The organism is Saccharibacillus endophyticus (assembly GCF_013185185.1).
In the GTDB taxonomy this organism is placed as follows: Bacteria; Bacillota; Bacilli; order Paenibacillales; family Paenibacillaceae; genus Saccharibacillus; species Saccharibacillus endophyticus.
This window is the reverse complement of sequence record NZ_JAAZWE010000004.1, coordinates 1-12,696: the sequence shown is the minus strand read 5'-3', so window position 1 is coordinate 12,696 and position 12,696 is coordinate 1. Positions and strand designations below refer to the sequence as shown.

The window sequence follows — 12,696 nt, the reverse complement described above, 5'->3', positions numbered from 1 at the left end:
CCTTGAGGTCGTTTTTTTGTTTCTTAAAAAGCAAACCATGAGTGTGCCAAACAAAAGTCCGCAACAAGAAGACGCCACAGCCTCATTGGTAATTACCGGTATATCCGACGTTGCGGTAACATGCAAAAAATCAGAGCCGTTCGTTGGAAAAGGGAGAATATTAGTAGGCTTAAGCCTTGATGTACGCCATCAAATCCGTAATAAACTCATGCACGAAATACCCGGCAAAACCGATCAACAGAAGACCCGCCGCGACCGATATCTACTTAATGGCGGTGCGGTTCAGCATGCGTCGGCAGGCGTGATGTCGTGATCCGCATTTCAAATGGAGTCGTACCCGAGGTGCGCGAGAAAAGCGGCTCCGACCAGCCAGAGCGGCATTTGTACATATGGCAGGCAGGGCACCGAAAAATGGAAATTGGCAGCAGAAGAGGAGACATTCCTTTGAAGATGGAAGAGATCGAGGAGTTATTGGCGGAAACCTACGAAGCTTGGGGACAAGACGGTGTGCAGCCGGAGCCGGAAAAAGAACTAGAAGCATTCGAACAACTTCACGGCATTTCTTTGCCCCAAGAATATCGTTTGTTGTTAGCGAAGTTCGGCGCATTTCGTTTTGCCGAACCGGAATTGCACGGGCTCAAAGAGCAAGAATGGGCTTATCCTGCGGCGATGGAGCTCATTGCGGAGTATCGGAGTCAGGATGCAATTCAGCCAGCAGCGGAGTTGTTCCCGATCGGCGGGTTCGGTGATGGGGACTTGTTGGTTCTGCAAACGGACGGCGCAGTATACCGGCTGTATCACGACGGATACGACGAATCGCCGTTGGAACTGATTGCCGAGGACTTTGCGAGTTTGCTGGCGGAATTGTCGAAGTTCGCGATGGATGCCTACCATGCAATACATGGAAAATAATAAAGTATAAAATTAAAAATAAATAGTATTCACTTAGTAACCGGGGTCATGTATAATCTGCAATCAGGTTGCTACGTGATCCGCGACCCGAACAAAAAGATAGGATCAAGAGGGGTTGGAGAGTTAAGTCATTATGGATAAGAGTACAGGTAGTCGGTGGAGTGTTATCGGTCTCGCTTTGTTGTTAGGCGTGTTTTCGACGTTGGGCCCCTTTACGATCGACATGTATTTGCCCGCGTTTCCGCAGATCGCCAAAGACTTCGATACGAACGCTTCGTTGGTTCAATTCAGTCTGACGGCTTGTTTGTTGGGACTCGGCATCGGACAGCTTGTCGTCGGTCCTTTGAGCGATGCTTACGGCAGACGCAGACCTTTGCTGATCGGCATCATTGCCTACGTCATCGTTTCGTTGGCGTGCGCGTATTCTCCGAATATCGGCACGTTGATCGTACTCCGGTTTGCACAAGGATTTGCGGCCTCTGCAGGAATCGTCATTTCGCGCGCGATTGCCCGCGATCTGTACAGCGGTCATGAACTGACCAAATTTTTCTCTCTGCTGCTGCTTGTAGGCAACCTGGGACCGTTAGTCGCTCCTATTGCCGGAAGCGGAGTACTTAAATTCACGACATGGCCGGGCGTATTTCTTTCCTTGTCGATTCTGGGCGTTTTCCTGTACCTCATGACGCAATTTCGTTTGAAGGAGAGTCTTCCTTCCGAACGACGCGTATCGCCGAATTTCAAGTCCCAGCTTCGCAATTACGGCGCGATGCTGCGCGATCGGAAGTTTTTGGGCTACATGTTGGCACAGGGCATCCTGACGGGAGGGGTATTTGCCTACGTGGCGGCTACACCTTTCGTTTACCAAAATATTTACGGCGTTTCACCGACAATGTTCTCCGTGTTGTTTGCCTCCAACGGAATCAGCTTAATGATCGGTTCTCAAATCGTCGGGCGGATCTCGCATCGGGTTCCCGAGCAGAGGCTTATGGTTATCGGCTTATGGATGGCTCTCGTATCGAGTATCGTCGTGGCAGGGGTTACGATTGTCGAAGGACCGCTGCTTGCTTTGGTTATTCCTTTATTCTTTTTCGTATGTTCGATCAGCATCACTTCCACGGCGGCTTTCCCGCTTGCCATGGAGAGCCAGTCCAAAAATGCAGGCAGCGCCGCTGCGCTGCTCGGCCTTGTGCCGTTCGCGCTGGGAGGATTGGTCGCGCCTATCGTCGGAATCGCGGGCGAAGATACGGCTGTTCCGCTTGGTTTTACTTTGATGGGCACGAGTCTCCTTGCGATTCTCGCTTATGTTATGCTTGTAAGAAAAGCTGAGTAAACTTAATCTCAGTCTAAGCCTAAACTAAAAAAGACAGTCGCTGCATAGGGCGACTGTCTTTTTTGTCGAGAAAATTCTTTTGTTGATCAGCCGCAAGCGGAGGGAGAAATTCAGTGAAAGACGCCTTTGAACTCGGGAATCTTCCTATAAAAATATAATCTCGATTCCCGAGTGAGACAGCGCCTTGAACGAATTTCTCCCGCAGCGGTCCGCTTTTCCAACGAACAGGACTTTCCTGACGTATCCGGACAGTCGCATCAAATTAAATGAAGCAGCTGTTCTTTTTCATCAAATAAATACCGTATTCTCATCCTTTAACCGTACGTTCTCCGCCAAATGAACTTTATCTTCATTATAGAGATACAGCCGATAAATCAGCACGCTCACTTTTTCGCCTGGCAGCAGAGGGTCTTCTTCCGGGGAACGGTGGCCGATCAGGCGCATGCCTTTGACGTTCACGTGGACTTCGATCAGGCTGCCGCGGAAAAAGACGTCTTCCACGATGCCGTCTTCGCTGGCGTGCAGGATCGGTTGTTTGCCGTGTTTGGCGATTTGGATCAGCTCGGGGCGGATCACGGCTCGGTCGTAGCCGCTGTAGGTCTCGAACCCGTGCAGCGTCTCGTGGCGGTCCAACACCAGCGATTCGCCGATAAATCTAGCAGCGAAAGGCGTCGCGGGGGATTTGTAGATATCGGCCGGATTGCCTTTTTGCTCGATGCGGCCGCCGTTCACGATCACGATCTCGTCGGCTACTTCGACCGCTTCGTCCTGGTCGTGCGTGACGAAGATGCTGGTGATGCCGAGCGAGTTGATCGTTTCGCGCAGCCACAGCCGCAGTTCTTTGCGAATTTTGGCGTCGATCGCGGCGAAAGGTTCGTCGAGCAGCAGCAGATGCGGGTTAGGCGCGAGCGCCCGGGCGAATGCTACGCGCTGTCTTTGCCCGCCGGATAGTTGATGCGGATAACGATCCTGCAAACCTTCCAGTCCGACCAAGCCGATCAGTTCGTTGACGCGCTGCTTGATGAATTTCTTGTCCTTTTTTTCCACCGTCAAACCGAATGCCACGTTGTCGAATACCGTCATATAGCGGAACAGCGCATAGTTTTGAAAAACGAAGCCGATCCCGCGTTTGCTGGCCGGCACGTCGTTGACCCTTTTGCCGTCGATAAAAATATCTCCGGAGTCCGGATGCACCAATCCCGCCAGCGTGCGCAGAATTGTCGTTTTGCCGCTGCCGGAAGGGCCGAGCAGACCGACCAACTTGCCTTTGTCGATAGAAAAAGATACGTCGTCCAGCGCCCGGAATCCTTTGAACTTTTTGTTTACGTCCTTCAGTTCAACGTACATGTTCGCCTTCCTCCTTGCGGCCTTTGAATTCGACGATATTGCGCAAAATCAGAATGATGATCGCGGTCACGACCAAGATAGACGATACGGCGAATGCCGCGGTCAGTTGGAACTCGTTAAACAGAATCTCGATATGCAGCGGAAGAGTGTTCGTTTTGCCGCGCAGATGTCCCGAGACGACGGAGACCGCTCCGAACTCGCCCAACGCCCGCGCCGTACACAAGATGACTCCGTACAGCAGTCCCCACTTGATATGCGGCAGCGTCACTTTGCGGTAGATGGTCCACCATTTCGCGCCCATCAGCGCCGCCGCTTCTTCTTCGTCGTTGCCCTGCGCCTGCATCAGCGGAATCAGCTCGCGCGCCACGAACGGGAAGGTGACAAAAATGGTCGCGAGAATGATTCCCGGCACCGCGAACACCACTTTAATGTCGTACGTTTGCAGGAAGTCGTACGCCCAACCGATCCGGCCGAACACGAGAATGAATACCAGACCCGCGATGATCGGAGAGATGGCGAACGGGATATCGATCAGCGTCGTGAGAAACTGTTTGCCGCGGAAATGGAACTTGCTGATCGCCCAGGAAGCGAACAAGCCGAAGAACGTATTGCATACCACGGCGACGACGGTCGCGAGCAGGGTGAGCCGAAGCGCTTTGATCGCGTACGGATCGGTGATCGCCTGGGAAAAAACGTCCCAACCTTGCTTGAGCGCGTACACGCAGACCGTAATCAACGGAAGCACCAACATGATCAGGATAAAAGCGACGCCCAGACCGATCAGAGTATATTTGGCAGCTTTACCCGGATCGCGCGGTTTTTCTTGGACACGGTTGGCGGTTTCGGCCGGATTCGCAAGATTCATCGGTCATTCCGCCCCCTTTGCCGCATGATTGAGTCTGGATTGGATAAAGTTGATCGCGAAAAGCGTGAGGAACGAGAAGACGATCATGATCAGCGCGATCGAGGTTGCCGCGCCGTAATTGAACTGTTCGAGTTTGCTCATAATGATCAGCGGCACGATTTGCGTCTCGTAAGGGATATTGCCCGCGATAAAAATAACGCTGCCGTATTCGCCCAATCCCCGCGCGAATGCCAGGCCGAAGCCGGTGAGGAGAGCGGGACGGATCTCGGGAAACACCACTCGGCGAAACGTTTGCCAGCCGCTTGCTCCGAGCATCGTCGCCGCTTCTTCATACTGGCCGTCGAGTTTTTCGAGTACCGGCTGAATCGCGCGCACCACGAACGGAATGCCGATAAAAATCAACGCGATCGTAATCCCGATCGGCGTGTACGCGACTTTGATGCCGATGCCCGCCAGCAGCTTTCCGATCCAGCCGTTGTCCGAGTAGAGCGTCGTCAGCGCAATTCCCGCAACGGCGGTCGGCAGCGCGAAAGGCAGTTCGATCAGTCCGTCGAGTATCCGTCTGCCCGGAAACCGATAGCGTACCAGGATCCAGGCCAGGATCGTGCCGAACAATGCGTTGACGAGCGCGGCCGCCAAGGCGCAGATCAGGCTGACCCGGTACGCGGCGATTGCTTGCGGATCGGAGATCGCTTTCCAGAAATCCGCGGGTCCGACGCCGGACAATACGACGAAGATGGAGAGCAGCGGGATCAGGACGATCAAGCTGAGCATGGAAATGGTGATGCCCATCGATAGGCCGAAACCGGGGATGACCCGGTTTTTTTTACGCGAATGCCTGCTGCTTACCCACTTGGCTTGTCCCATGCGCCGACCTCCTTTTCCCGCGATTCGGCTTCCTTACTCAAGCAAGAAGCCGTCCTCATTTTCGGTAAATCTGATCGAAGATCGCGCCGTCCGCGAAGAACTTCTCCGTTGCCGCTTCCCATCCGCCGAAATCGTCGTCAATCGTGACCAGCTTCAGATCCAGATTGAACGTGTCCGAGAACTGCGCCAGGATATCGGGGTTGGACGGACGGTAGTAGTTTTCGCCCGCCAGCTTTTGCGCTTCGTCGGAGTAGAGGTATTGCAGGTACTCGGTAGAAACTTTTTCGGTACCGCGCTTTTTGGCGATTTCATCCACCACCGCGACTGAAGGCTGCGCCAGGATACTGATGCTCGGCGTTACGATCTCGTAGTCGTCCGGATGCTCTTTGATTGACAGGAACGCTTCGTTTTCCCAAGCCAGCAGCACGTCGCCCTGATTGTTTTCCACGAACGTCGTCGTCGCGCCGCGCGCTCCGGTGTCCAGTACCGTTACGTTGTTGTACAAGCTTTTGATGAACTCGGTCGATTTGGCTTCGTCGGCCCCGTCGTGCGCTTGGGCGTAAGCCCATGCCGCGAGGAAGTTCCAACGCGCGCCGCCGGACGTTTTCGGATTCGGAGTGATGATCTCGACGCCGTTTTTCACGATATCGTCCCAGTCTTTGATGCCTTTCGGATTGCCTTTGCGTACCAGAAACACGATGGTCGAGGTGTACGGCGAACTTTGCTTGTCGAATTCGCCGACCCAGCCGGGTTCGATCAGGCCGCCTTTTTCCAGTTCCGCCACGTCTTGTTCCAGCGCCAGCGTCACCACGTCGGCTTCGTTGCCTTCCAGCACCGAACGGGCTTGTTTGCCGGAGCCGCCGTGCGACTGGATGATGCCGACGTCCTGCCCGCTTTTTTCTTTCCAATGTGCTTGGAATAGTTTGTTGTAGGCATCGTACAATTCCCGCGTCGGATCGTACGAGACGTTGGTGATTTCCACGGCAGCCGGAGCCGACGTTTCGCCGGATGCTCCTTGCGCTTCCGCCGTGTTTCCGTTGTTCGCCGCGTTCGAACCGCAAGCCGCGAGAGGCGCCGCCGCCACCAGAAGGGTCAAACCGAGCACCGTCTTTTTTCGCCAAGCATTCATTTGAGCCCATGTAAAACCCATCATTGTTTCCTCCTTAACAATATGTGTAGGTGATTTGCCGGACTTGGATCAGCGGATTTGCTTTTTCTTTTCCGGTTTTGCGGTACTTTCTCGAACGAGCAATTTGTGCGGCAAAAAGATTTTCATCGGCAAACGGTGTTCTTTATGGATGCGATCGAGCAGCGTGCGAACCGCCACCTTGCCCATCTCTACCTTCGGAATGCTCACTGTCGTAAGCACGGGGGTCAGGTACTGCGCGATCTCGATATCGTCCATGCCGATAATCGAGAGCTGCTCGGGCACTTTGATGCCGGCTTCGACGAAGCGTTTGATTGCCGCGATCGCCGTGACATCGGTCGCGCAAAAGATCGCGGTCGGCAGCGGCTTGGCTCCGCGCAGCAGATATTCCGCGCCTTCGTAACCGCCCGGACCGTCCTGCGTTACCGAAGCGATCAGCGACGGGTCAGTGTCCAGTCCGTATTCGCGTACCGTATCGGCGAACGCGCGGTAGCGGATTTCGCTGTGCGTTTCCCCGATATAGGCGATGCGCCGATGTCCCAATTCGATCAGATGCTTTAAGGCCGTCCTCGCCGCTTCATAGCCGTCGCACACGATCTGATCCCATTCGGCATCGATCACGTTGCGTCCGACGTACACGATGTTTTTGTAATGCTTGTCGAGGAGCGCGCGGGTCTTGTCGTTCAGGCGTCCCAGTACGATCGCGCCGTCCGCTCGCGGAATTTCGGTGCGTCTGCCGAACGGGTCGTTTTGCAGATCGAAAATGGAATAGTAGGCGGATACGGTACAGCCTTTTTCCAACGCCTGCTGTTCGATCGCTCTGGCGGTCTGGGCAAAAAACGGATTGTCCTCCAGATCCCGGGTGCGCCCCAGAATGCAGGAGATGGTGGTACATCGATGTACCGCCTCTTCCTTTTTCCCCTGCTTCAGCTCGCGCGCGGATTGGTTCGGTACGTAACCGGTTTCGTGAATGATCTTCCATACCCGATCGCGCACCGTTTTGCGGGCGAAGCTGTCGTCGGGAGAATTGATGATCCGCGAAACGGTAGACGTCGACACTCCGGCCAGCTCGGCAATCTCCTTCAAAGTCATATTCGCGCTCCTCTCGGCAGCGAGTTATAAATCATACTAATTTCATTGGTTTAATATGCGTTATTATAATCCGGCCTGCAGAGAAACTTCAACGGGAAATAAGTATAACGTTTGCGGAAAAGTGAAATTGCCGCTGCTGAGTGCTTCCTGCCCTTTTGCTTATTCATATAAATGACTGTAAAATAGGAGAAATGAAAAAAAAGGAAAATGGTACATATTAAATTCAATCATTGAAGGAGTGATACCTATGCAAACTTGTTCAAACTGTGGCGGTACCGAGTTTAAAGAAGCGATTCAATACATGAAAGTCAAACCTGCCGATCAAAACAAAATGGCGCTCAAAGGCTCGGAAGTGCTGTTGACTTTCTGCGCGGGCTGCGGAACGGTTTCCAATGTTCGTTTGACGAATCCGACTTTTGAGTAAGCGAGCATGATGATTCGAACGGCTTTTCTCGCGTCAATATGGGAAAGGCCGTTTTATTTGGATGCGCATCGAGAAAATCGGATATAATCGAGATATTCGCAGGAACCTGTTTGTTCTCGTATCTCGTACATCGAAAGGGGAAACGACATGCAATACATACCGCAACGGATCGACAAGCTTCAAATCATGACGCAGCCGCAAAAGCTGGAGCCGACAGAGGAAAGCTTAAAGCTGCATACCCTGCCGGACACCGACTTTTGGCTGAAAACCCACTACGGCTTCGAGCGCTACAACGGACATGTGCTGTACGACGAGATCGCCGGAGATTTCGAAGCGGTAACCGAACTGGAGATGGACCCGCGCTACACGTTCGATCAAGCCGGACTGTTCGTCGAAGTCGATCGGGACAACTGGTTGAAAACGTCCGTGGAGTACATTCCGAACGCGCCGTCGCATCTGGGAGCCGTAGTGACGCGCGACGGATATTCGGATTGGTCGACGCGCAACGCCGCATCCGACCTGTTCAAGCAGCGCCTGCAATTCAAAGTCGTGCGCGAAGGGAATGATTTCCTTATCTATGCGCGGACGGTCGGCGAGGAATGGGAGCAGCTTCGGATCGCGCATTTGCGCTGCCCGGAAGGTCAGGCGCTCAAAGTCGGCCTATATGCGGCAAGTCCGGGTACGGAAGGCGGTTTCGAGACGGCGTTCCACAGCTTTGAGATTAACGCGCACAGCCGGAAGGCAGAGGAACATTCTTGATCGAGCAGATCGGGATGGGCGGACGCGTTCAATTGCAAAAAAATTGGACGGCGGATGACCTGCGCAATCTTGCGGCCGAGCCGTCGCTGCGCATCGTGCAGTATAGCGAATCGGAGGTGCCGGGCGCACGGCTGTTAAAGCTTCTTAACGAAGAATTGTTTGCAGTACGCCCGGACGTTAAGCTGCGAATTTACGGATTTCATGGACAAAACGCTAAGCTATCCGTGTTAACCGCCTTGCCTTTTGTGGAGAAACTGTCTGTGGATTGCTCGTCAAAGGTAGAAGGATTGGAGCATCTGGGCCGTTTGGAAAATTTGCATGAGCTGGTATTGGACGTATTCGAATTGGATTCGTTTGATGCGTTCCATGGGGTCACAAGCCGCTTAACGCGAATAGGTTTGGGAAAAACCCGTTCCAAGAAACCCGATTTGTCGGTACTGCGGCGGTTCCATGGTTTGAAAAGACTTGAATTGCACGGTCATAAAAAAGGGATCGAGACGATTCGGGAGCTGCAATCTCTTGAAGAGTTGTACGTGCACGGTATTCCTTTGGAAGAGCTGGGTTTCCTGAGCGAATTGCCTGGGCTTGCTTCATTATCGATCGGCCAAGGCAAAGCAGAGAGTCTGGAATGGCTGGACGGACTGCCGGGTCTGAAAAAGCTCAGAATTTTATCGGCCAAAAAGCTTGTCGAACTTCATGTGCTGACGCATTTGAAACAACTTGAGCGGCTTGAAATCATCGATCAACCTCTTTTAAAGACGCTGCCAGATCTCAAAAATCTTCAAGCGCTCCAACTGGTAGTCTGCAACAATGTGGGCCTGGAGGATTTGGACTGGATATTGACGGCTCCGAAGCTCAATCAGTTGGCTTTCCGGGAAGTGAAGACATTGGAACCGAGCGCCTTCGAGCAATTGATTGCCGCGCGTCGCCCTGATAAATTGTCGGTTGCGATGGCGAAAGGAAGCAAGCATAAAGAGGTACAGGCTATTTTGGAACGGGAAGGTTTGTTCGAGCGGCAGGCTTGGTGGATCAAATCCGGATTTTGAAGGAGGATGGATCGATGCTTACGGATGAATGGATTCGAGAAACAAGTTTGGCGCTGCCGGGAACCGAAGCTTTTTTCAAAGAGGAATGGGGAAGCCTGCTGTATCGGGTCGGAGGGAAGTACTTCGGGATGCGGGGGCAAAACAGCGAGGGGCGAGAGATTTTGACGCTGAAGTGCGATCCTCGGTTGGCGGAAGAATATCGTGAACGATATGCGCAAATTGTTTCGGGCTATTATTCGAATAAGTCGCATTGGAACAGCATATTGCTGGAGGAAGAAGGATTGGAAGCCGATTTTGTCGCAGGCATGATTCGTCACTCGTATGAGTTGGTACGGCGTGGGCTGCCTAAGAAAGTTCGAGACGAACTTCCGCCTTTAGAAAACGAGAACTAAAAACCGAACATTCTTTCTTCGAACATAGAGCTTGGCATTAACGTTTTTTCTGAGATTTTGCATGAATGTCGTTAAGGAAAAAAGACGACAAGCAGGTGATTCTCGGATAAAACGTTTTTTTATTGGCGGATTTTTGGATAATTAACGAACGTTTAAATAAAACCCTCTTTCAATCATTCGTTTTTTTGTTGACAAGATTTTGTTGCTGTCCTAGAATGTAACCTGTGAAGCCGACTAGTGCTTTGTCAACGCTAAAGTGCTCGAAAGGCGGATAAGGTAATCGACAATTGAAATAGTGTTCGTATAATTCCGGGGATAGGCTCGGAAGTCTCTACGTGATCACCGAAATGATCTCTCTACGAAACGGGAAAAAGCGACCTTGCGGCCATGACGTTTCAGCGTCCGGCGCATCGCGTTCGCGTTTTCTCAGTTCTAAGGAGTACCGGGGGCGATCTAATCGAATCCGGTCTCTTTTGTCGTTCCACAAGATCTGACGCATTCATATTCAGAGGGGGCAAACGGGCAACATGGGTAACATGGAAAAGTTCTTTAAACTCAAAGAACACGGCACGACATTCAGAACGGAAATCATTGCCGGTCTGACTACGTTCATCACGATGGCTTACATCCTGATCGTGAACATTTCGTTCCTCGGTCCGGACGGCGCGGGCATTCCGGCTTCCGGCGTATTCTTCGCAACAGCAGTCGGCGCGGGCCTCGTAACGATCCTGATGGGTCTGTTCGCCAACATTCCGGTCGCGCTGGCTCCGGGCATGGGGCTTAACGCGTACTTTATGACCGTCGTTTTGAGTTCGAACGGCGCGATTACATGGCAGGCCGCACTCGGCGCGGTCTTCATCTCCGGTATCATTTTCATTATCTTGACGGTAACCAAGGTCAGACAAATGTTAATTGTGGCGGTGCCGTCCTCGATCAAGGCGGCAATCACCGTGGGTATCGGTTTATTCGTTACCATCATCGGGATGAAGCTCGGCAACATCATTTCCGCTTCCGCAACGGTTACGGGGATCACGGATGTCGCGCAGCTGCAAGCTCCGGTAACAGTGCTAGGCTCCAATTTCCAACTGGCCCTCGGCGACTTCATGCATCAGAAAGATACGCTGCTATCCCTGATCGGGATTTTCATTATCGGCATTCTGATGGTGATGCGCGTTCGCGGCGCGCTGCTGATCGGTATCGTGTTGATCACGCTGATCGGCATTCCGATGGGCGTAACGAACCTGAGCGGCCTGACTACCGGAAGTTGGCTGCCGTCGCTCGGCGATCTGGCTGTCGGTCAGCTGGATATCATGGGAGCCTTGCAACTTGGCCTGTTCGAGATCGTGTTCGTCTTCACCTTTGTTGAATTGTTCGATACATTCGGTACGCTGGTCGGTACGGCCGAACGTGCCGGACTGATGAAGAACAAAGAAGAAGGCGAGAAGAAGATCGGCAAAGCGATGCTGGTCGATGCGGTCGGCGTCAGCACAGGTGCGGTTCTGGGTACGAGCACAATCACTTCTTATGTAGAAAGTACGGCAGGTATCGCGGAAGGCGGACGTACGGGTTTGACTTCCGTAACGACAGGCGTACTGTTCTTACTGGCGATGTTCATCGCTCCGCTGGCATTGGTTGTGCCTTCGGCAGCAACGGCTCCGGCGCTGATCATGGTCGGCGTTCTGATGATCTCGCAAGTTCGCAGCATCGAATGGGACGATATGATGCACGCGATTCCTGCTTTCCTGACGATCATCTTCATGCCTTTCACGAACGGTATCGCTAACGGGATCTCGATCGGTATTCTTTCCTACGTGGTACTGGGCGGAGTGAGCAGCTTGTTCACGAGCCGCAAAGTGAAGATTCACTGGTTGATGTGGGTACTGGCCGTTCTGGTACTCGCACGGTATGTATTCCTCGGCGGAGAATAATCGTACGTTCGAATCACGCAGCAACTTATAAAAAGAGAGCATTATTATAGAGAGAAATCATCAAAGGGGAAAACAATCGGATCTAGTAGCTTGTCTCAAACTTGAGACAAGCTACTTTTATGTTTACTCTATTTATTCATCACGTTTATATAGTAGATACGCGTGCGAATGGGATACAAAGTTTAAGAGGTGAGTCGCCGACTTAGCGTAGCTGAGAGATACGGAAGCAAAAGTCCGCCTAATGAGGCTGGGAAATACTCAGTTCGTACATATAAACAAGCTTAATTAACGATATAAAAGGTTTAAATAAAAAGCTTGCTTTGCTTTAAAGCGCGTGCTATAGTCTAGGAACGGCCTTGAGAGAGCGCCGATGCGGTTCGAAGAAGTGAGCGGGTCCAGATGAGATCGGAAAAGAAGCTTCGAACGAAGCTGAAAAAAAGATTTCAAAAAAGACTTGCAAAACGAAAACGAACATGCTAATATATAAGAGTTGCTGCTGCGAGCAAAACGCTGAGCGGCAGAAACGAGAAACACAGTTTGCTCCTTGAAAACTGAACAGTAAGTGAGTCGCGATGATGAAGATCATC

At 52.3% G+C, this 12,696-nt stretch carries 12 protein-coding genes and 1 riboswitch; of the genes, 7 read left to right on the top strand and 5 right to left on the bottom strand.

All coding sequences use genetic code 11. The annotated features are described in order from the left end of the window. The first annotated feature begins 450 nt into the window (after nt 1-450). The gene (locus HRQ63_RS14780; protein ID WP_229714248.1) at nt 451-912 is read left to right on the top strand and encodes an SMI1/KNR4 family protein; all 462 of its coding nucleotides are present in this window, start codon (nt 451-453) and stop codon (nt 910-912) included. Between the two features lie 133 nt (nt 913-1,045). Further along, nucleotides 1,046-2,242: a Bcr/CflA family multidrug efflux MFS transporter gene (locus tag HRQ63_RS14775; protein ID WP_172245132.1), complete on the top strand. Its 1,197-nt coding sequence runs from the start codon at nt 1,046-1,048 to the stop codon at nt 2,240-2,242. A gap of 288 nt (nt 2,243-2,530) precedes the next feature. On the opposite strand, the gene HRQ63_RS14770 is transcribed toward HRQ63_RS14775, so the two are convergent. Genes HRQ63_RS14770 through HRQ63_RS14750 form a run of 5 tightly spaced genes read right to left on the bottom strand, consistent with a single transcriptional unit; the run spans nt 2,531 to nt 7,560 of the window. Beyond that, nucleotides 2,531-3,589, bottom strand: coding sequence for a sulfate/molybdate ABC transporter ATP-binding protein (locus HRQ63_RS14770; protein WP_172245130.1), 1,059 nt, complete (start codon nt 3,587-3,589; stop codon nt 2,531-2,533). Beyond that, nucleotides 3,579-4,454 (bottom strand): sulfate ABC transporter permease subunit CysW, encoded by an 876-nt coding sequence (cysW, locus tag HRQ63_RS14765; protein ID WP_172245128.1) that lies wholly within the window; start codon nt 4,452-4,454, stop codon nt 3,579-3,581. Before cysW ends, HRQ63_RS14770 begins: the two co-directional genes overlap by 11 nt. A gap of 3 nt (nt 4,455-4,457) precedes the next feature. Further along, the gene (gene cysT / locus HRQ63_RS14760) at nt 4,458-5,321 is read right to left on the bottom strand and encodes a sulfate ABC transporter permease subunit CysT (protein WP_172245126.1); all 864 of its coding nucleotides are present in this window, start codon (nt 5,319-5,321) and stop codon (nt 4,458-4,460) included. Between the two features lie 55 nt (nt 5,322-5,376). Then, nucleotides 5,377-6,471, bottom strand: coding sequence for a sulfate ABC transporter substrate-binding protein (locus HRQ63_RS14755; RefSeq protein ID WP_229714247.1), 1,095 nt, complete (start codon nt 6,469-6,471; stop codon nt 5,377-5,379). Between the two features lie 48 nt (nt 6,472-6,519). Then, entirely contained in the window at nt 6,520-7,560 is a 1,041-nt protein-coding gene (locus tag HRQ63_RS14750) for a LacI family DNA-binding transcriptional regulator (RefSeq protein WP_172245124.1), read from the bottom strand. Nucleotides 7,561-7,807: 247 nt separating this feature from the next. On the opposite strand from HRQ63_RS14750, the gene HRQ63_RS14745 reads away from it, so the two are divergent. The 5 genes from HRQ63_RS14745 (at nt 7,808) to HRQ63_RS14725 (ending at nt 12,109) form a co-directional block, all read left to right on the top strand. Next, nucleotides 7,808-7,984 carry a hypothetical protein gene (locus HRQ63_RS14745; protein WP_172245122.1) on the top strand — a complete coding sequence of 59 codons (177 nt, stop codon included), beginning with the start codon at nt 7,808-7,810 and terminating at the stop codon, nt 7,982-7,984. Between the two features lie 147 nt (nt 7,985-8,131). Beyond that, a complete protein-coding gene (locus HRQ63_RS14740; protein ID WP_172245120.1) occupies nt 8,132-8,743 on the top strand; it encodes a DUF1349 domain-containing protein in 612 nt (203 codons plus the stop codon). Then, nucleotides 8,740-9,789, top strand: a complete 1,050-nt coding sequence (locus tag HRQ63_RS14735) for a leucine-rich repeat domain-containing protein (RefSeq protein ID WP_172245118.1) — start codon at nt 8,740-8,742, stop codon at nt 9,787-9,789. Before HRQ63_RS14740 ends, HRQ63_RS14735 begins: the two co-directional genes overlap by 4 nt. 14 nt (nt 9,790-9,803) lie before the next feature. Continuing rightward, nucleotides 9,804-10,181 carry an MmcQ/YjbR family DNA-binding protein gene (locus HRQ63_RS14730; protein WP_172245116.1) on the top strand — a complete coding sequence of 126 codons (378 nt, stop codon included), beginning with the start codon at nt 9,804-9,806 and terminating at the stop codon, nt 10,179-10,181. Between the two features lie 279 nt (nt 10,182-10,460). Then, nucleotides 10,461-10,560, top strand: a riboswitch (purine riboswitch). Nucleotides 10,561-10,717: 157 nt separating this feature from the next. After that, the gene (locus tag HRQ63_RS14725; RefSeq protein WP_037292240.1) at nt 10,718-12,109 is read left to right on the top strand and encodes an NCS2 family permease; all 1,392 of its coding nucleotides are present in this window, start codon (nt 10,718-10,720) and stop codon (nt 12,107-12,109) included. The last annotated feature ends 587 nt before the right edge of the window (nt 12,110-12,696 follow it).

What these genes read in the sequence shown, in the direction of transcription:
- HRQ63_RS14780 (WP_229714248.1), top strand. Translation starts at nt 451, where the DNA reads ATGGAAGAGATCGAGGAGTTATTGGCGGAAACCTACGAAGCTTGGGGA.
- HRQ63_RS14725 (WP_037292240.1), top strand. Translation starts at nt 10,718, where the DNA reads ATGGAAAAGTTCTTTAAACTCAAAGAACACGGCACGACATTCAGAACG.
- HRQ63_RS14775 (WP_172245132.1), top strand. Translation starts at nt 1,046, where the DNA reads ATGGATAAGAGTACAGGTAGTCGGTGGAGTGTTATCGGTCTCGCTTTG.
- cysT (WP_172245126.1), bottom strand. Translation starts at nt 5,321, where the DNA reads ATGGGACAAGCCAAGTGGGTAAGCAGCAGGCATTCGCGTAAAAAAAAC.
- HRQ63_RS14755 (WP_229714247.1), bottom strand. Translation starts at nt 6,471, where the DNA reads ATGGGTTTTACATGGGCTCAAATGAATGCTTGGCGAAAAAAGACGGTG.
- HRQ63_RS14770 (WP_172245130.1), bottom strand. Translation starts at nt 3,589, where the DNA reads ATGTACGTTGAACTGAAGGACGTAAACAAAAAGTTCAAAGGATTCCGG.
- HRQ63_RS14745 (WP_172245122.1), top strand. Translation starts at nt 7,808, where the DNA reads ATGCAAACTTGTTCAAACTGTGGCGGTACCGAGTTTAAAGAAGCGATT.
- HRQ63_RS14740 (WP_172245120.1), top strand. Translation starts at nt 8,132, where the DNA reads ATGCAATACATACCGCAACGGATCGACAAGCTTCAAATCATGACGCAG.
- HRQ63_RS14730 (WP_172245116.1), top strand. Translation starts at nt 9,804, where the DNA reads ATGCTTACGGATGAATGGATTCGAGAAACAAGTTTGGCGCTGCCGGGA.
- cysW (WP_172245128.1), bottom strand. Translation starts at nt 4,454, where the DNA reads ATGAATCTTGCGAATCCGGCCGAAACCGCCAACCGTGTCCAAGAAAAA.
- HRQ63_RS14750 (WP_172245124.1), bottom strand. Translation starts at nt 7,560, where the DNA reads ATGACTTTGAAGGAGATTGCCGAGCTGGCCGGAGTGTCGACGTCTACC.